The organism is uncultured Pontibacter sp., from assembly GCF_947495565.1.
In the GTDB taxonomy this organism is placed as follows: Bacteria; Bacteroidota; Bacteroidia; order Cytophagales; family Hymenobacteraceae; genus Pontibacter.
Genome location: NZ_CANLZM010000003.1, coordinates 18,535 through 38,141 on the forward strand (window position 1 = coordinate 18,535; position 19,607 = coordinate 38,141).

Genomic DNA, 19,607 nt, shown 5'->3' on the forward strand with positions numbered 1-19,607 from the left:
TAAACACCATGATTACAAAACGCTTACTACTATTTTCAGCATTGGCAGTTACTCTAGGCCTGACCTCTTGCCAAAGCGAAGAAGAAGTGATGGCTGATGACCAAGTTTCAGAACAGGTTCTGAAACAAGTTTCCGACTTAGGTTTCAGCAACCATAACGTTATGCGCGTGGACGGCGGCTATCTGGTAGAAGGAGACATCCTGCTATCGGAAAAGGAGCTGAACTCATTTGCCGAAAGAAAACTGCTGCGCGTAGGGGAGGAAGAGCAGTACCACACTACTAATCTGGTTGCCGGCCTGCCGCGCGTTATAACCATCTCTATGGATTATGGCTTGCCAAAAACTTATACTGCGGCGCTGGATGAAGCCATTACCCGTTACAATGCAGAAGGGCTAAAAATAACCTTCAAGCGTGTATCCAGAAATGCCGATATTACTATCCGTAAAGCCTACGGCACTGCACCATACCTTGCATCAGCTGGTTTCCCTGTCAACGGCAACCCCCATAACCAGATATTGGTAAATTCCCGTTACATGGGCGTAAGGCCTGATCAAGCATACTTGGCAACTATTCTGGCCCATGAGATTGGTCACTGCATCGGCTTTCGCCACACCGATTTTATGAGCAGACAGTACAGCTGCGGTGGAGTTCCGGTAAATGAGGGAGCCAGTTCAATTGGTGCTGTTCAGGTGCCAGGTACTCCGTCTAACCCAGATCCGAATTCTTGGATGCTGGCCTGCATCGGCACCGGCGACGATCGTCCGTTTAACGAGAATGACAAGATAGCACTAGACTATTTATATTAAAGAGCCAGGCCTTGTAGACTAAGCTAAGGTGTAAAACCAGAGCGGCCCCTGTAGCAACAGTTACAGGGGCCGCTCTGGTTTTATAAGTAACTAAAGTATAATCTAAAGCTTTGCAAGGCCCATAAAGTGCAGGTACGGAGCATTTGTTCTAAAAATTTAATTCCTGTAAATGTTACTTTTAGGATGTTTTACAATGTGTAATTATAGTAAAATATAGTTTTTTGGCACATTTAAGAGTTATAGCCGGATTTATTTTGATGTTACTTTTATGTTATGTTATTCCTGTTTTAACTAATAAATATGTTTTACTATTGTTAGGCAAGTAGCTGTTCTGAAGTATGATAGGTTTTATTGTATGCCTGTTTGAGTGTCAGAGGTTATTGTATCCTTGAAAGATTTGGGTTGCTGTTTAAACAACAACCTGCTGTAGGTTACTTCTTGCACTGTTTTGACACCTTATACTTTACTATTCCTATATGTCTAACTTTAAATTATTGAAAAAATGAAAATCAAATACATGTTTATGTGCACAGCCATCGCAGCAGTGCTAGGTTTTTCGTCTTGCCAGCAAGACGAAGAGATTTCTACTAAAGACGAAGTTTCTGCTCAAACCCTGGAGCAGATTTCTGCTATGGGCTTTAACAACCAGAATGTGCAGCGTGTAGAGGGTGGTTACCTTGTAGAAGGCGATATTATACTTACAGACAAGCAACTAACCAGCCACTATGACCAAAAGGCGCTGCGTGTTGGTGAGTCGGAGCAATACCGCACAAACAACCTGGTAAGCGTTGGCACAAGCCGCACAATTGATATTGCGGTTTCTACCAGCTTGCCATCGGCTTATGTAACTGCCGTAGATGAGATGATACGCCGTTACAATGCCGAAAACCTTAAATTAAAATTCCGTCGTGTGTCTTCCGGGTATGATGTGCTTTTCACAAAAGCGCCAGGCGGAGCTAGCTACTTGGCTTCTGCAGGTTTCCCATCTGGCGGTAATCCATACAACAAAGTACAGGTAAACTCTAGCTACCTTGGTTCTAACCCAGGAACAAATTACCTGGCTACCATCCTTGCGCATGAGCTGGGCCATTGCATCGGCTTCCGCCACACAGATTATATGGACAGAAGCTATAGCTGCGGCGGCGCTTACTACAACGAAGGTGCCAGCTCAGTTGGCGCTGTACATGTACCAGGCACGCCAACCGGTCCAGATGCAACTTCTTGGATGCTGGCTTGTATCGGAACAGGTGTAAACCGTCCGTTCAACTCAAACGACAGAACAGCATTGAGCTACCTTTACTAAGCAATTTTCTCCTTAAAACCTGGTAAAGTATAAGTTACGGCCCCTGCAGCACGCGCTGCAGGGGCCGTTTGCTTTTGCTGCTCTAGGTTAAAGTATAAGCAGGCGCGTACTCAGCTTTTCTCCCTTTTCGGTGTAAAGGCGCAGAATATACACGCCAGCCGACAAGCCGGCGGTAGATAAGGTTTTGATGGTGCCGCTATCAGATGAAGTATAAACAAGCTGGCCCATCAGGTTATAGAGTTGTAACTGAGCTGTGCCGTTGCCATAGGCTACCACCTGCACGTCCTGGCCGGCAACAACCGGGTTAGGAGCTGCTTGTATAAAATTTTGTGTGGTATACAGCACATCCTCTTCCTGGCTATAGTATAACTGCGACTGCGTGGTGACACGGGCACGGTAGCGGTTAAGGCCGGGTTTAGGATTTGGATCATGAAATACAAATACCTCCTGATTTGCTGCGGTTTCGGTGTGCACTGTTTTAAAAGCGCCTTGCTCCCAGCGCTCCAGCGCCACTTCCTGAACTTTATAGTTGGTGCTGATCGAAAGGTCCAGCAAAACGGAATCCATGGCTAGCTGCCTCGGTAAAAAATTGCTGATGTAGCATAGCTCCGAATCAGGGTTAAATGTCACTGCCTGGCTTCGTGCGGCGGGTACTTGCGTTAGTACCGGTGATACTGCAAAGTATGAGGCAACTTCCTGATTACTGGCAAGCACAGCTACGGTGTCAGGGGTGGTAAGCAGTGGCTGCAGGTAATTGCCTTGTAAAGCATAAAGCTGATAGCTGCTGGCTCCTGCTATGGCAGGCCACTGCAGAAGCAGTTCATTGCCACAGTTCAGCGTGATGGCAGGCTGAGCTTCAAAAGCAAGTATAAATTCGGGTGAGAGCAGCGTCTGCTTTTCTGTTGTAAGCCTTACCTGTGCTAGTGCAAACGTGTCAGGAGTTACCCAATCGAAGTATGGCTGGGCGAGTTCCACCGCGTTAGAAATCAATATCCATTCTTTACTGCCGCTCAATTTATACTCTAGCCTGGCCTTACCCACACCCAGCCCGCTCCAGCGAAGGCGGTTGCTGCTGCCAGCATGTAAACTACTATATTGATTAGGGTAGGTCCAGGAAATCCCGGAGGTATATTCGTAAGCTATACTGTATGCCTGCGGTCCATCCGACATGTTATGTCCAGTTATCTGCAGCTCATAAGTTCCTGCTGCAGGAGACTGTAGCGTAACCTGCTCTACATTATTTAAGTGATCAGCCTGGCGCTTTGCGTATTGGTTCAGGGAATCAGGGTGAGGATGAGGGTTAAGCACCCAGGGTAGCCAGGCATGGCCGGAAGACGTGTGCACCAGGCGCAGGTCCAGGTCGTTCACCAGTGCAGTTGGTGCATCGGGAGAGGCGGCTGCATCATGCCACACCAGCGTTACTTTCAACTCGTCTGTCTGTACAGGTATTTGCAGGGTAAATTTGTTTGAGGCGCCGGCAGCTATACTTCCAGAAAAATACCGCTGCTCCTGCGCCGTCTGCACAGCCCCTAGCGCATCTACATTTCCATAGCCGCTCTTAAAATCCGGGTGCGGGTTTTCTACGTCATCGGCACTGTTTATCAGAATAGCTTTAACAAGAGCCGCAGGAGGAAGCTTATTTTGGTGTTGGGCAGCATATACCTGCTGCACCAGCACGCCTACCCCCGATACCACAGCCGCAGCCTCAGAGGTGCCCCCCGTGCCATGTGCCACTAGCTCGGGCTTTATACGTCCGTCATGAGCGGGGCCAACCGAACTGAGTGCGCCTACGGTTCTATCGCTGTCTAAAGCACCAACACTCAGTGTGTTTTTAGAAGTTTTGAACTGACCTGTTAAGTTTGCCGCACCGGCTATACCTGCATAGGTGCCGGTTTCTGGAGTTGCGCTGCCGCTGTTCCCCGACGAGAATACGTGTAGCAGTTGCGGGTAAGCCAACGCCTGTTCATCATAAGCCATACTTTCGAGGCCATAATAATTCTCCACGCCTACGCCATACGAGTGATTCTGCACGCTTACACCTTGTGCTGTTAGCGCGGCTGCATCGTCGGGCATCAGGTTTGCAAAGCTGGAGGAAGTAACGGAAACAGCCCGTGCAACACCTGTCGCGTTAGGTGAAGAATTGCCTGCGCCTGCGATGACAGTGGCCATGGTAGTAGCGTGTATAGATGTTTCCTCTTCCGGCTCAAGAGCGGGAAGCACACGCCCTTTGAGGTCAATATCAGTTGTGTCGAAATAATTCTCCTTGATGGAAACTGCCAGGCCAGCGCCGTTAAGCTCCGTGTAAAGTGCATGCACCGCAGAGATGTTGTTGGCGCTTAAGTCGCTGTCTTTCAACTCCAGTTCTTCCTGAGCCTGGCGGTTGCCGCGGTCGATATACTTCAGCCAGGGGCACTGCTGCAATTTGGTAAGATCACCTGGCTGCAGGTTGCTTAGCGTTATACTTTGCGCCACACTTTGCTGATAGTTTGCGTGCGGCAGATGCACTTGCAACCAGCCCTTCAACTTATGTTCATCGGTTGGCAATACGCGCACCTCTTGTATTTTAGAGGCAGACACCTGTTGCAAAGCGGCGGCGGTTTTACGGAGCGGCGCAGTATTTTGCTGGGCAACTGCCGACGCCGTAATACCGGTTAGTAGAAGCAATAAGCTAAACCTGGTGGCCCAAAAGCCTTTTTTAAGTATGTTTAAATTAACACACAAAGTATAACGCGCCATAAAATGCATGGTGAGATAAAATTGTACGGAAGCTACACAATATGGGCTTAAGAAGCAATAGGTTAGCAGGTAACATTAAATGGAGTATCTAGAAAATTGAGATACTTTTGAGCTCTTATTATTCTCCGAAAATTGATAAAAGAAAAAGTCAAGAGACAGGTTATTCCATCGTCATCAACGCTTCGGTAAAATCAGTTATCAGATTAAAAACTTCTGAGAATTTTGTGAGCGGGAGTTGCCCAGCGTGATCCTGTGGGTTGTGGTAAGCGGCAGTACCGCCCAAAGTATAGAGGAAAAAGGCCGGAACGCCAGCTTCGGAGAAAGGATAGTGGTCGGAATTGGCGGCTTTACCACGGCTTTTAATCTGGGGCAGGTACTGCTGTTGCTCATTTAGGCGCTGCAGCAGCTGAAACTCCTGCTCGTGTACTTTGCCGTTCACTACCATTAAGCCCTCGTCGCCGGTGCCCAGCAGATCCAGGTTTAGCAGAAAAGGAATTTGCCTAAGCGGGAAAAGCGGGTTGCGCACATAATGAGAAGAACCAAGCAGACCAGCCTCTTCGGCAGCAAAGGCAATAAAAGCCATACTATACTTTGGCCGGTTAGTGGGTTGGCTGTAATGTTGCGCCAATTCCAGCAGCATGGCTGTACCGCTGGCGTTGTCGTTGGCCCCCGGAAAATACAGGCCTTTGCCCTGGCTGCCCAAGTGGTCGTAGTGCGCTGAAAATACCAGCACAGAATCCGGTTGCTGGCTACCCGGAATATAACCGATCACGTTCTGCGTCTGGTGCTGTGGGTTCAGGTCGGCCTCCACTTTAAAGTATACTTGCTGTGGCTGCTGGGACCATGCGCTTTGTAGTACCTCCAGCACCGGCACCGCCTCCTGCTGTTTTGCTACAGTGGTAAGCAGGTTTTTAGGCTGAAGTATAATGTGCAGCTTTGTCTGTTGCAGCTGTTGCTGAAAGTGTGCCGGTAACTGCGCCAACCGCTTCTGCTCCTGCTGCGAGTAGACCAGTGCTTTGTTTGTGAGCTTCTTCTGAAAGAATTTCTGGGCTGCTTCGGCATCTGTAAAAATGAGCGTATCAAGCGGTAGTACTTCGGCATTTCCTGCCCCTGATGCGGAAGAAGATCTGGCTACGAAATCCTGCCCTGGCACAAGTGTTTTGCCGTTTACCTGCAGCTGCGGTGTTTCCATGATGCGGTTAACAGAGAAGTTGAACTCCTGGAAGTATGCATCTCCTGCCAAAGGCTGCAGTCCCATCTCCTTAAATCTGTTTTTGATATACTCCGCAGCCTTAAGGTCACCACTAAAAGTGTAGCCGCGGCCATACATGCTTTCAGAGGTAAGAGTGTCAATAGTTTGGCGTACGCGCGCCATATCCTGTGCCTGCAGCACGACAGGAGTAGCCAGGCACAGGGCAAAGAATAAAGTATAAAGCTTGTTCATGTTGCTAAAATAGGAATACGAAGTATAGGTAGTGCAACCACTCGCTCCTCCTTCGCTAAGGAGGGAAGCTTGTTATTGCCACACCAGAAGCATAAGTTCCATAGTTGCAGTAGTTATCAGCAGAAGTATAAACCCACCCCAGCCCCTCCCTAGAGGGGAATTGCTCGTGAACGATTTCATTTTCCTGACCATCAGGAGGGGGACTTATAAAAAGCTCCGTTAGCTGCATCATCCAACCACCCCTAACCCCTCCTTGTCTAAGGCGGGGAACTTTCCTTCACCCCGTCTCGGCCTGGCTTTTTTATCGAGGGCCCTTACCCCAAACAGGGGAGGGAGTTCGGTTCAAGCTCCGTCAGCAGTGGCTATTGAAAACTGATCCCAGTCATTCCGTTGAGCGCCTTTGGAGTTTTTCCGGTGACGAGCGACAGCGAGGCATTGCGACGCAGGAGCAAAGGAAAAGGTCCCAGCGCGATGCTGGAAGACGAGGCCTCCCGGCCTTGAGGGAGCCAAAGCCAGAAATGAAGCAAGCAGGATATAAAGCCTAGGATCAGCAGCAGAAAACAAGTATAGTTTAAGTCAAAATACAGAAGCAGCGGCTAAGCAAGTAAAAAAAAGAAGCAGCCAAGTATAAAACTACCTTCTGCTACCAAATATAAATCAGCTTAAACAGCACAATGCCAAGGAGACAGCCGGATGTGTTAGCCACTACATCAATAATGTCACCTTGGCGGCCATAAATAAAGAAATGCTGCATCAGCTCGATACCTATACCAAAAAGGGTGCTCGCAAAAAGGCTGAACCGGATAGCGTAGTGGTGCAGTCGGGGAAAGGTAAACTGCTTGGACATTCCCACAATCATCAGGAAGCAAAGCACACAAAACATGAACACGTGCGCAAAGGAATCGAAAGAGATCAGCTCCCAGATGGAAAGGGAAGAAGGAAGGGAGGTAGAGGGCAGCAGTGTCGTCAGTAGGATCACTGCTGCCCAAATAAAAGTGAATAGATTGTAACGTAGTATCAAACCTATTCTATACTTTACTTATTGGCCGATTACTTCGCGGTAACCCTCAACAGTAAGCAGTTCTTCAACCTGGCTCGCGTCGTCTATAGACATTTTGATGATCCAGCCATCGCCGTATGGGTCAGAGTTTACCAGCTCCGGGTTGTTCTCCAGCTTATCGTTAAACTCCTGCACAGTGCCGCTCAGTGGGCTGAACAGGTCAGAAACAGTCTTTACGGCCTCTACTGTACCGAAAACGTCGTTCTGGCTGATCTGCTTGTCTACAGTATCAATGTCAACATAAACGATATCGCCAAGCTCGCTTTGAGCAAAGTCAGTGATGCCAACGTAAGCTACATCGCCTTCTACGCGCACCCACTCGTGGTCTTTTGTATACTTTAGGTTTTCAGGTAGGTTCATGTGATATGTGTTTTTTAATTACTTTTCAAAAATACGGCCTTTTTCCGAATGCTAAAACTTTATTGCAGGCTTACCCGCAGCTGAACGCCTCCCTCGGTTACGCTGTTGCGGAACGAAGTAGAGATTTTAGGGTCTGAAACTGTACGTAATACATAGAACTGCAGGTTCAGGCGCTGGCTCAGTACGTAATCTACAGTTGGGCGCAGCTGCAGCTGGCGTGTACCGTTGGTGATCTGGTTCTGGCTGCGCTCTACACCCGCGTCGTCTGTAAATATGGCGCGTTGCACGGTTTGGTTGTCCCGCACCTGCAGGTCCAGGCGCATGGTCAGTTCATTGTCCAGCGTCGTGTTTGTAAACGGCACTTTAAAGCTGGTGGTGCTGTAGCCGAAGCCTACTACATAATCCTTCACATTCGTTTCGGTAATCTGCGCATTCGTCAGGTTCAGCGACAGGTTGCGCTCCAATTTATACTCCAGACGGCCGGTAAGGTTAGTTTTTGTTCTGAAGTTAACCCCCAGCAGCGGAGCCAGGCGCTCTACCACAGTTAGTTGGTTTACGATGTAGTATGGCTCTATCCGCCCGAATTCATTTAGCTGCGTCGGGAAACCGTTTGGCTCCTGCTGGTAAGCCAGCGAGGTAGAGTAGCTGGTAATATTGTAGCTTGAGTTGTAGGCATGCAGAATGCTGATCTGGCTAAACCATTTCTGGAAGATCGGCAGGCGCTCTAGGCCGTTATACGTTACGCTCCAGTTCGGAATAGGCAGGCGGCTGAACGGGTTCTCCGCGTTCGCTTCATATCCGTTTATTTCCCTACCCTGGTAAGCATACAGGAATGACTTCAGCAACACCTCTTGCGAGTTAAGGCTATACCCTGAGTCTCCGGCGGCGGCATTAGCGTCTGTCAGCTTGTCGCGCACCACATGGCGGTTCCGTACAAACTGATCAAAGGCGTCTGATAAACCATCATCCGTAGACTCAAACAAGGTGCCCAGTGCCATAAACGAAGTGCTGAAAGCGCCGGAGGTAAAAGGATTCTGGCGTTGGTCTGCTGTGCCTACGTTGCCAAAATCGTCAAACTCTTTGCGGTAAAACACCTCCTCAATCTCAGACTTTGCCCGACGCACATCCACTGTCACGTTAAAGTTACGGAAAGGCTCCAGATTGGCACGGCCTGTAAATGTTTCGCTGTAAATGCCGCTGAAAGGTGTGTTTAAGTATTGGCTGCTATCAGTATACCAGCCGTTGCGGTTGGCGCGGCTATACAATTCGTGCAGGTCGTACTGCTTACCAAGTATAAACGGCACACCTGGTGCTTCAAAGCGATCATCAAAACCGAATATCTCTGTATCCGGCAGGTAGCCCGGCAGCATGGAGCCACGGTTCTGTAAGTATGTTACGTTCAGAGAGCGTGTCATCATCAGTACCCGTGCCAGGCCTTTCAGGAACTTCAGGTCAGCTGGAGCCTTAGCAGCGGCTGTGTCTGTAGCGGCAGCCGGAACCGGTTTGGCAGGCGTTGGCGAGTTTACGTTTTTCAGGAATTTTACCTTGTTGTACAGCTTTACCAAATCTACTCTACCGTTCACGCTAAACTCCACGTTATTTTCAGCCGTGTTGCCAAGCCTGAAAGTGGTGTCCTGGTTCAGAGCTGTGGAGCCAGCCGTCCAGATATAGGTGGTGGCGTAGCGGGTGTCGGCGCTCAACCAGTCTGTCAGCGGAAACTTCTCGAAAGGCAGTTTATAGTTTAAGGCGATGAGCTGGTTAAAGTTTGTGTTACGCCCTCCGCTCAGCAGGTTTTCTCTGATCGTTTCGTTTTTGTATTGCAAGGAATCTATATCGCTGTTTACACGGCCATCCGGCTCATCCACCACAGAGCGGTTCGTGGCAGTATAGTCCAGCGAGAGGCTCTTGGTCAGGTCCCAGCGCATGTCGTAAATGCGGTTAAAGAAGAAGGACTTCTGGAACACCGGCTCGATGCCTCTGGTTGTAACAAAACGAGTTTCCGGGTCAGGGCGCTGCAAGTATGTTTCGTTGTAGAAACGGTTCAGGTCAGCCCGGAACGAGAAGCGGCTCGGCAACAGCGAAAAGTTAAAGTCTTTGATCAGGCGCAGGTACGGTGAGTTCAGTTTCTCGCTGTTGGCAAACGGCTGATAGCTTCTCGGTGCGTTATCATAAGTATAAGCCAGGCCGCCAGTATAGGTTTTCGTATAATCGCGGTCGGTTTCGATGTCAGAGAACAGGCGTTCGGAGTAAGAGTAGGAGAGGGCAAAATTCTCAATGTCATAAACACGAACTTTATCCTCAGGGTTTGTCCGCTCCTTGCGTACGTTTAGCAAACTTATACTTCTGCGCGTCTCCTGTGTAATTACTTCTTTTTTGTAGGCATCGCGCGCCTCGTCATCATCAAACTTGGTCAGCGACTGCTCCAGCGGCATGTCTTTGTCCAGCGGGTCGTACTGGGGCTGAGCGGTGGTTACGCCATACTGCACCGTCATAGGCACTTTTACGCCCCACTGCTCTGGCAAAAATTTGTCCAGCACCATGTTGGCACTCACATCAAACTGAGCAATGTCATCTCTGGAGCGCAGCGACAGGGGCTGCTGTAGCCCGCCAAAACCTACCGTAGTATAAGCACCAGTGGCCGTTACGTTGGCAAAGTCAGCCAGTTTAGCATTCAGGCGGGCGTTGGAGGCCCAACCAGTTCGGTTCACAAAGTCAGCCACGCGCAGCTCGTTTACCCAGATACAGGCCGAGTGCTGGCGAGCATCCGTGTTAACATCAGATGGGTTCCGGATACCGATCATGATACCCTCTACTTCGCTAAAATCCGGGTTGCCCACTATGCGTATTATCTTGCCATCGGCAGTATTTACGGAGTAGGGTGCAAAGATACTGCCCGGTGCCTTTTTGTTCCTTTCCGCTTTGGCATCCACCAGCTCCTGCAGCGGAATGTTTACCTCGTTTTCGGTTGGCCAGATAGCTGTTGCCGTGTTGCTGCCGGGCGGTGTGAACTTCAGCGGCACTACATACTCGTAATAATTTTGCGTAAAGTCTGTGCCGATACGGATAAATGCCTGCATCTCGCCATCCTGTATGCCCGGCTCATCCGACTGTGCATGTATAAACATCTTCAGCTCTTTATAAGCAAGCAGGTCCAGGTTAATGTTTTTGAACACCGCTTTAGAGAAAGAGTCTTTTAGGTCTTCCACGCATAGTTGCAGCGACTGCTCATTCTGGCGGCGGTCGTTGGTAGAGGCGTAGTCGCGGAGGCGGTCAATGCCCGGAGGAACCACGTATGGGATGCTGTTTTCTGATACTTGGTTCTGCGGTCCGTTTTCTTCGATGTTAACTGTTGATACCGTAAAGCTGCGGGCATCGTCGGTACAGGTAAGGCAAGGCGTGCCCTCCGTCAGTGGCTGCTCAAACTTGCGCCATTGGTTGGCTATAAACTGAAACTGGGCCATACGCAGCACCACAGGGTCGGAGAAGCCGGTCATGTACAGGCGCATGAAGCGAATAGACTTAAAGCCGTTGATGTTGCCCACAGAACCTGTTGGCTGGCGCACTGGCACCCGGAACTGATACCAGGTTGCCCCGGCATTGCTTTCCACTTTATCCACTATGTAGTTTTGCCCAATATTCAGTTGGCCCGGCGTCAGGTTGATTTTATACTCGTAATACTGCTCCAGGTCTGTGATAACGTTATCCCCGTTCAGGTCTTCTTTATCCGGAAAGGCGTAGTTGGCAAAGCGGCTGTTCTCCGGGGAGTTGTTCTCCATGCCATTGAAGTTCTTGTAGCGCTGCAGGATGCCTGCGTTTTGCTGATCATAAACCGGGTCAAGGTGATGGAAGAAGTTATCAGCCGATGGGTCGTCTATTACCGATTGCGGCGGTGTACCTGGTATGCGATCCAGAAATGTATTCCGGAAGAAAGTAGCCTCATCCGCATCATTTAAGCCATCAAGTCCGATATCCTGCCGCTGCCTGCCGCCCGGTATGCCTGTAAACGCGTCTGTCAGGAACTGCTGCTGTGTTATACGTCCCCAGATTGTTTCCTCCAGGTTCTGAACATCAGTGGCATCGGCGGGCAAACCGTTTTCAAAAGCATATTCGTTGTCCTTCAGGATATCCTCGGATACATTACCTAAGTTAAGCACCAGCTGGCCCGGATCCTGGCTATTGATGTTTCCTTCAAATGCACCGTCCCTGCCCTTTGCACCTGACATAAACGGGTCCATCATCCAGAACTCCACATACTCAATGTTGGCATTGTCGAAATCTGTATCAAAGGATATCTCACGGCTGATGCCGCCCCAATTATTACGCGGGTCGCCTGTCAGCAGGCCCTGCGGTGTTAAGTTAGGGTTGTAGTTATACTGGCCACGCTCACGAGGGTAGTAAGCCAAGTCAAAAGTATACTCAAAGCTGTTGGATACCTCTGCATCACGTCCCGGGAAAATTTCAGTTCTCCTAACTGGGCGCACATAATGGTTCTCAAGCTCCTGATCCGTAATATTGTCCGGCTTGAGGTTATTGTTGTCGCGGTAGAAAATCTGATCTACCGTATACCAGGCAAGCTTGGCGCGGTTGTAAGAATATTCTAAACCTTGCCCAGGTATAAGCGGGGCAGGAGTGGCCGCCACGCGCCAGGTGCTGTTGTTAAAGCCACCCAGGCTGTACGGTGTTTCGGCTCCTTCAAAATCATCCAGGTAAGAGGCTCCGTCTTCGTTGGCGTTGGATTTGGACTTGGCCGGAACCAGCTGCGCAAACTCACTGCTAAAAGTAATCAGCGAAGGTGCTTTTGTCTGGATCAGCGGAATGGCGTCCACAAAGCGCGTCAGCATCCTGGACTCCTTCTGCATATTTACATCGAAGCCGTAGATGGTGTTGTTGGTTGGCTCGTCGCCTATACTTACGCGGTTAATAAAAGTCTGTTCGTTTAGGTGCAGCACCGTGGCTCCTAAGTTAACGTCATCGTTCAGGCGGTAGTCGAAACGGGCGCCCAGCATGGTGCGTGGCTGTATGTTCAGCAGCTCAGCCTTTTCATAGGTCACGCGCAGGTCGTTGGCCGAGTTAAGGTAGCTTGGGTTCAAAATTTTGATGCGGCCAAGGTCGTAGAACACCTGGTAATCGGTGCCTTCCTGCAGGCGTGTGCCGCCAGAGTACACGGCCACTGACCCTTCTGCAATCTGGAAGCCCGGCAGCATGATTTCGTCTGTGGCAGTAGAACGTACCCTGCCTTTGATGTAAAATTTCGCCTTTACATTGTTCTGCTGCACATCGGTCTGCGTCTGCTCATAAAGCTCCTGAAACACGTACTGCTCAATAAGATTAGGGTAGCCTTCCAGCCTGCTGGCCAGGTAGTCGCCAAATGGCTCTACCTGCGGGAAGTATATGCGGCCGCTCTCAGTGTCTATTGTAATACCTGGTAGAAAGTCAAAGTTGCCGTCGCTTGGCTTATCGTTGTTTGAGTTAACGTTATCCAGGTTAAGCACCTCCACCAGCGGAATGTTCTGGATCGGGCTCGGCTCTTTTATACTTGTCAGGTCTACGCCTGTCTCGTCATCCTTGTAAACGATCTGCAGTTTAAAGTCTTCACGGTTTATTTGTGTAGCATCCAGAGCATACACGTTTTTCATCATCAGGTCCCAGGTTGGGTAGTCCAAAGATGGGTTAGTGGCGCGCAGCAACTTCATGTGTATTACCTGATCAGACTCCAGGTTCTGGTAGCTATCCATCAACTCGCCAACCTGATAGGTTTTGCCGTTGTAGGTATACTCAAAGGCTATACCCAGCACCTGGTCGGGCAGCAGGGCGGAGTTAAGGGAGATATACCCTAGCTGCGGATTAAATTTATACTCATTGGGCTCCAGTTTACGCGCGCGCACATGCTCAAAGTCTATTCCTTTTTCCAGCCCCAGCGACTGCAGGTAGCCATCCACACGGGAGTTGCTGCGGGCAGCGCTGTTCTGCGGTGAAACACGACTGTAAAGCGAGTTGGCCTGGTTATCGGCAGGGGCAGTGGCAGGTCTGCCATTATCGAAGGTCTCACGGAAAGGGTTAGCTTCGCCGAGGTCCATATAAGCCACCATGTTGCGGAGATTCTCTGTAGAGCGGCTGTTGTTGGTTACATAAAGTTCCACGCGCCGTATCACGATACCTGAATTTACGAGCGGCAGGTTTTTAAGCGCATCATTGTAACGGCTTCTGAAGAACTGCGACAGGTAGAAGTGGCGATCGCGGTCATAGCCATCTACCCTAATCTCGAAAGGCTTATTCTGGCCACCATTCTGGATGACAACCTCATCGTTAGTGCCACGCACACTGGAGGCAATGGTGGTAACACCGAGGCGGCCAAACTGCAGCTGCGCCTTCACGCCAAACAGGTTCTGTGCACCTGTTATAAGCGAGTTGTTGAGCGGCAGGCTTACGTTACCGGCCTCCACCTTACGTATAATTTCCTCTTCGTAGCCGGTATAATCCAGCTTCATGTTGTTCTCGAAGTCGAAGTTGGCGTTGTTGTCCCAGTTAAAGTTCAGGCGCATTTTCTCGCCTATCTTACCTACCAGATTCAAGGAGATATTTTGCTCAAAGTCAAAGTCGCCGGTGCGTTGCTGGCTGAGCGGTATGGTTGGGTTCTCGTTACGGTTAAAGCGGGCGCCAAACTTCAACGATACGTTACCATTTGGCTGAATATCCACATAATTACCCCCGAAGATCCGATCAAACACCGGACTGATGTATAGTTTAGGTATCAGGCGGTTGCTGCTTACCACACTCTCGCCATCCAGGCCAGCAGATTTAGCGCGCCAATAGTTACGGATAGCCTCACGCTGCTGCCACTCCGAGTACTCCCGCATCGACATAGAAGATGGCGGACGGTACATGATACTATCGCCAATGGTTTCAGTAATGTTGTACTGCTGCAGGCTATCATCCAACTCCACGTTCAGCTGCAGGTTACTGGGTTGGCCCAGCAACAAAGGAGAGTTGCTGCTGCGGGCGCCGAAAGGGTTGCCGTAGCGGTCGGAGGGGGTAAAAGTTGGTTTGCGGCTCGGAATATACTTGGCCGTATCCTGACGAACGGTGTCTTGCCAGTGCAAGAAGCTTTGAAGTATACCGGCATTATACTGATCTGGCACGCGCAGCCCTTCCGCCCGAGACCACCAGGCCAACAAAGAAACAGTAGCAACCGTGGCAAGCAGCAGGTTGTGCTTTTTACTTTTCCAGATCAAAATAGGATATTCTCTCTTATGAAGATTTCAACGCAAACTTAATCAACTCCTCAACACTCAGATTTCCTCCCTCGCGTTTGATAATGGCATCCAACGTTTTCTCGGCAACGTTCTTGGCAAAGCCCAAAGTTACTAATGCTGATAACGCCTCGGCACGGTTCGTATTGTGTGCAGCAGCAGAGGCAGGAGCGTCCGATAGCAGTACCTCTTTTTTTATTTTATCCTTCAGCTCCAGAATGATACGTTGGGCTGTTTTGGCTCCTATACCTTTCACGTGCTGTATAGTGCGCACATCCTCCCGAACGATAGCCTGTTGTATTTCCTCCACAGAGAGCGAAGAAAGGATCATCAGACCTGTATTCGGGCCAACGCCGGAAATGGAGATAAGATGCAAAAAAGCCTCTTTCTCTGCCACTGTAGTAAAGCCATACAAAGTATGGGCATCCTCTTTTATGTGCAGGTAAGTATGCAATTTGCAGCGCTCGCCTGCCGGTAACGAAGAGTAGGTGCTAAGCGAAATCTTGATCTGATAACCTACGCCATTAGTTTCAATAATGACGTAGGTTGGATCTTTGTGCGTCAGCTTGCCATCGATATAGGCTATCATCTATATATGTTGATTATTATAGTTCTGAGCATCTACGACAGCAATGGCCACCATGTTCACGATATCGCGGATGGAAGAGCCAAGCTGAAGAATATGTACTGGTTTGCGCATGCCCATCAGCACGGGGCCGATCACCTCAACGCCACCTATTTCCTGCAGCACCTTATAGGCAATGTTGCCTGATGTAAGGGTAGGGAAGATTAATGTGTTAGCGCCTTTCTCAGCTAACTCGCTAAACGGATAATGCTCGCGCAACAGGCTTTTGTTCAAAGCAGTATTGGCTTGCATCTCGCCATCTATCAGCAACTCCGGGTAACGCTTTTTAGCCTTCTGCACCGCCTCTGCGGCCTTGTTCGGAATATCGCCCCGCACAGAGCCAAAGTTAGAGTAGGAGAGCATGGCTACGCGCGGCTCGGTATCGAAGAAGCGAACCGTACGGGCTGTAAGGCCAATAATATCTACCAGTTCGTCTGCAGTTGGGTTTACGTTTACCGTAGTATCTGAGAAGAAGTATGGCTCTTTAGGGCCAAGTATAATATACATGCCGGCCACCTTATTTATACCTTCTTCCACGCCTACCACTTGCAGGGCCGGAGTTATGGTTTTAGAGTAGTCGCGGGTAAGGCCAGAGATAAGTGCGTCTGCCTCTCCTGTATTCAGCATCATGCTGCCAAAGTAGTTGCGGTCGCGCATCAGTCGTTGCGCATCGAAAAGGGTCAGGCCTTTGCGCTGGCGCATCTGGTACAACTGCTGCGCATACTCTTCTTTTTTAGCCTCTTCGGTTATTGGGTTAATGATTTGCACACCCTCCAGGTCCATGTTGTTTTCTGCAATAATGGCTTGGATGCGCTCTGGGTTACCTAAAAGTATAGGATTGGCAATGCGCTGCTCCTTCACGATCTGGGCAGCCTTCAGTATTTTATAATGGTCTGCCTCGGCAAACACCACTGTTTTAGGGTCTTTCTTCGCCTGTGTGGTAATGCGCGACATCAGCTTCTGGTCGATGCCGATGCGCTCCTTAAGCTCCTGCTCGTAAGCCTCCCAGTCGGTGATCGGCTTGCGGGCCACACCGCTTTCCATGGCGGCCTTTGCCACTGCCGGAGATACGGTGGTGATCAGACGTGGGTCCAGTGGTTTTGGTATAAGATAAAAGCGTCCGAAACTGATTGTATTATCGCCATAGGCTTTGTTCACAATCTCCGGTATGGGTTCTTTCGCCAGTTCGGCCAGCGCGCGCACAGCGGCCAGTTTCATTTCCTCGTTTATCTCGGTAGCACGCACATCCAAGGCACCTCTGAAAATGTATGGAAAACCAAGTACGTTGTTTACCTGGTTAGGATGATCTGAGCGACCAGTGGCCATAATCAGATCCTCACGCGTAGCCATTGCTGCCTCGTAAGGTATTTCCGGGTCCGGGTTGGCCAGTGCGAAAATGATCGGGTCGTTTGCCATCAGTTGCACGTACTGAGGCGGCAGCACATTGCCTGCTGAAAGGCCTACAAACACATCCGCATCTTGCATAGCCTCCTGCAGCGTATTGATTTTACGTGTGGTCACAAACTGCGCTCTGTAGATATCCAGGTCATTGCGTTCTGGGCGTATAATTCCGTCCTTATCAAACATGACGATGTTATCGAGCTGCACACCCAGAGATACGTAAAGTTTGGCACAGGCAATGGCAGCGGCTCCGGCGCCGTTTATCACCATTTTAATCTCATCGATTTTCTTAGCTACCAGCTCCAGCGCATTCAGGAGGGCAGCAGATGAGATAATAGCAGTGCCGTGCTGATCATCGTGCATCAGCGGGATATTCATTTGCGTTTTCAGTGCATTTTCTATCTTGAAGCTCTCCGGCGCCTTTATATCCTCCAGGTTGATACCACCAAATGTCGGCTCCAGCGATTTTACAATACGGATGAACTCCTCCGGATCTGTGCTGTCAATTTCAATGTCAAATACATCAATACCGGCAAACTTTTTGAAAAGCACGCCTTTCCCTTCCATTACTGGCTTAGACGCGTCGGGGCCTATGTTGCCAAGACCCAATACGGCCGTACCGTTAGAGATTACACCTACCAGGTTGCCCTTAGCGGTATACTTATATACATTATCTTTATCAGCGTAAATTTCCTTGCAAGGTTCTGCAACACCCGGAGAGTATGCCAGTGCTAAATCGTGCTGCGTACTCACCATTTTGGTTGGTACTACCTCAATCTTGCCGGGCTTGCCGTCCATGTGATAATTAAGGGCGTCCTCTTTGTTTACTTTAATCATTTGTTGTGTTGTTGTAAGTAATGTACTCTCTCAGCCGGGTTACACGTCTTTAACTTTTCCCCAAGTATATCTGGTTAAAGACCAATTTTATAAGAATTTACCGTTAATCCAAAGCTGACCTTCAAAGATAAGTGGTGCAATAGTTATGAGTGCAGAAATTATTATTTTTTTAACATCGCTGCATATTTGTAACACATTATAAACAAAGAGCACCTCCTGTAAAGAAGGTGCTCCTGGCGTAGCAAATGCTACTGTTGCCTAACTCAGGATCAGTTTCTGACCCGGCTTTAGGTTATTAGACTTTAACTTGTTAAGTTTTTTAATCTGATCTATACTTATTCCGTCATACTTGCGGGATATTTGCCAAAGCGTATCGCCTGGCTGTACGTGGTAGATCATCTCTTTTTTCTCCACAACAAACTTTGCATTAAGTTTACTGTCGGTGGCAGCTGGTGCAGTGCTTGCTAAAGCCTGCCCTTGCTGCATAACCTGAAGCTTCTGAGCCGGTTTTATATTGGTGTTACTCAGATCATTCCACTCCTTTAGCTGCTCTACTGTAACATCGTGCTTTCTGGCAATGCTGGTAAGGTTGTCTCCTGTTTGCACCGTATAAACAACCTTTGTCAGGCTTTCAGTGGTTTTATTATCTGATGGGGTTGCCTCCGTTTTAGCAGATGCCAGCATAACAGGTGTTTGCTCTTGCGCCTTCGGCTGATGAGCGGCAGGGGCTGCGGCTAAAAGTATACAGCTTTGGTCTTCGGCAGTGGCCAGTAAAGCGGTTCTGCTTGACGGCACACGCAGCTTATACTTGTTGCCAGGAATGGTGTTTTGCTTCAGCTCTGGGTTCAGAGCCAGTAGTTCTTTAGGAGTTAGGTGCAGTTCCTTTGCCAGTTTATCCAGCTCCAGTTCCTGTTTTATTTCCAAGTAAGCTACCTCCGGCTGATAAAGTATAGAATCAGAGAAGATGTTGTGTTCGCCGGCGTAGTGCATGGCATAACGCACAGCGGTCATACTTGGCACATAACCTCTGGTTTCACGCGGCAGGTACGGGAAAATATCCCAGAAAGATTTTTTGCCTCCTGCTCTGCGAATGGCTTTGTTCACGTTGCCCTGGCCGCAGTTGTAAGCCGCCAGCGCCAGTTCCCAATCGCCGTAATACTTGTGCAGGCGGCGCAGAAAGAGCATGGCAGCCTCCGTGGATTTCTCAGGGTCCAGGCGCTCATCTATGTACTGTGTCTGGTGCAGCCCGTATTCCCTGCCGGTAGGTTTCATGAACTGCCACAGTCCAGCTGCGCCTACAGGGCTCTGCGCCAACGGGTTTAAGCCGGATTCTACAATAGCCAGATACTTAAGCTCTTCCGGCATGTTGTGTTTCTTGAGGTATTTCTCAAAAAGAGGGAAGTATACATTCTCGCGCGTGAGCATGGTGCGTGTATACTTGCGGTTACGGATGGTAAAGTAATCGATGAAATTCCTTACAAAATCATTGTATACCAGTGGAATATCTGCTTCCAGGCAGCTAAGCCTATCGGCAATTACCTCGTGCGGCTCGTTAGGCACGATTTCTACCATCAAAGCCAGTTCCTCAGGTGTCAGTATAAACACCGTAGTGTCGGTGGCAGTAGCTGGTTTTAATTTGAGAGAATCTGTGGCGATGGAAGCAGGCTCGCCGGAAATAGTTGGTGTTTCAGCTAAACGGCTATGGCCGATAGCACTGGCACTTAATGCGCAGATGCTGCCAGCCATAGCCGTTAGCAATGTAAAGAATTTGCTGTAAGTCATGTC

Annotated in this window: 10 protein-coding genes; 2 read left to right on the top strand and 8 right to left on the bottom strand. The window is 49.4% G+C overall.

Going from position 1 to position 19,607, the window contains the following annotated elements:
• Window positions 1-8 precede the first annotated feature (8 nt).
• Window positions 9-806 (top strand): M57 family metalloprotease, encoded by a 798-nt coding sequence (locus Q1B04_RS04805; RefSeq protein WP_299756247.1) that lies wholly within the window; start codon window positions 9-11, stop codon window positions 804-806.
• 502 nt (window positions 807-1,308) lie between these two features.
• Window positions 1,309-2,109: a M57 family metalloprotease gene (locus Q1B04_RS04810; protein ID WP_299756249.1), complete on the top strand. Its 801-nt coding sequence runs from the start codon at window positions 1,309-1,311 to the stop codon at window positions 2,107-2,109.
• An 87-nt stretch (window positions 2,110-2,196) separates the two neighbouring features.
• On the opposite strand, the gene Q1B04_RS04815 is transcribed toward Q1B04_RS04810, so the two are convergent.
• The 8 genes from Q1B04_RS04815 to Q1B04_RS04850 form a co-directional block, all read right to left on the bottom strand.
• The gene (locus Q1B04_RS04815) at window positions 2,197-4,773 is read right to left on the bottom strand and encodes a S8 family peptidase (protein ID WP_299756251.1); all 2,577 of its coding nucleotides are present in this window, start codon (window positions 4,771-4,773) and stop codon (window positions 2,197-2,199) included.
• 232 nt (window positions 4,774-5,005) lie between these two features.
• Window positions 5,006-6,289, bottom strand: a complete 1,284-nt coding sequence (locus tag Q1B04_RS04820) for a M28 family peptidase (RefSeq protein ID WP_299756253.1) — start codon at window positions 6,287-6,289, stop codon at window positions 5,006-5,008.
• 643 nt (window positions 6,290-6,932) lie between these two features.
• Window positions 6,933-7,268 carry a VanZ family protein gene (locus Q1B04_RS04825; protein WP_299756256.1) on the bottom strand — a complete coding sequence of 112 codons (336 nt, stop codon included), beginning with the start codon at window positions 7,266-7,268 and terminating at the stop codon, window positions 6,933-6,935.
• A 60-nt stretch (window positions 7,269-7,328) separates the two neighbouring features.
• A complete protein-coding gene (gcvH, locus tag Q1B04_RS04830) occupies window positions 7,329-7,709 on the bottom strand; it encodes a glycine cleavage system protein GcvH (RefSeq protein ID WP_299756259.1) in 381 nt (126 codons plus the stop codon).
• Window positions 7,710-7,768: 59 nt separating this feature from the next.
• Window positions 7,769-14,941, bottom strand: coding sequence for a cell surface protein SprA (gene sprA, locus Q1B04_RS04835; RefSeq protein WP_299756262.1), 7,173 nt, complete (start codon window positions 14,939-14,941; stop codon window positions 7,769-7,771).
• Between the two features lie 16 nt (window positions 14,942-14,957).
• Window positions 14,958-15,548, bottom strand: coding sequence for a Holliday junction branch migration protein RuvA (gene ruvA / locus Q1B04_RS04840; protein ID WP_299756264.1), 591 nt, complete (start codon window positions 15,546-15,548; stop codon window positions 14,958-14,960).
• A complete protein-coding gene (locus tag Q1B04_RS04845) occupies window positions 15,549-17,822 on the bottom strand; it encodes an NADP-dependent malic enzyme (protein WP_299756266.1) in 2,274 nt (757 codons plus the stop codon).
• Between the two features lie 258 nt (window positions 17,823-18,080).
• On the bottom strand, window positions 18,081-19,604 hold the full coding sequence (locus Q1B04_RS04850; RefSeq protein ID WP_299756268.1) for a lytic transglycosylase domain-containing protein: 1,524 nt from the start codon (window positions 19,602-19,604) through the stop codon (window positions 18,081-18,083).
• Window positions 19,605-19,607 lie beyond the last annotated feature (3 nt).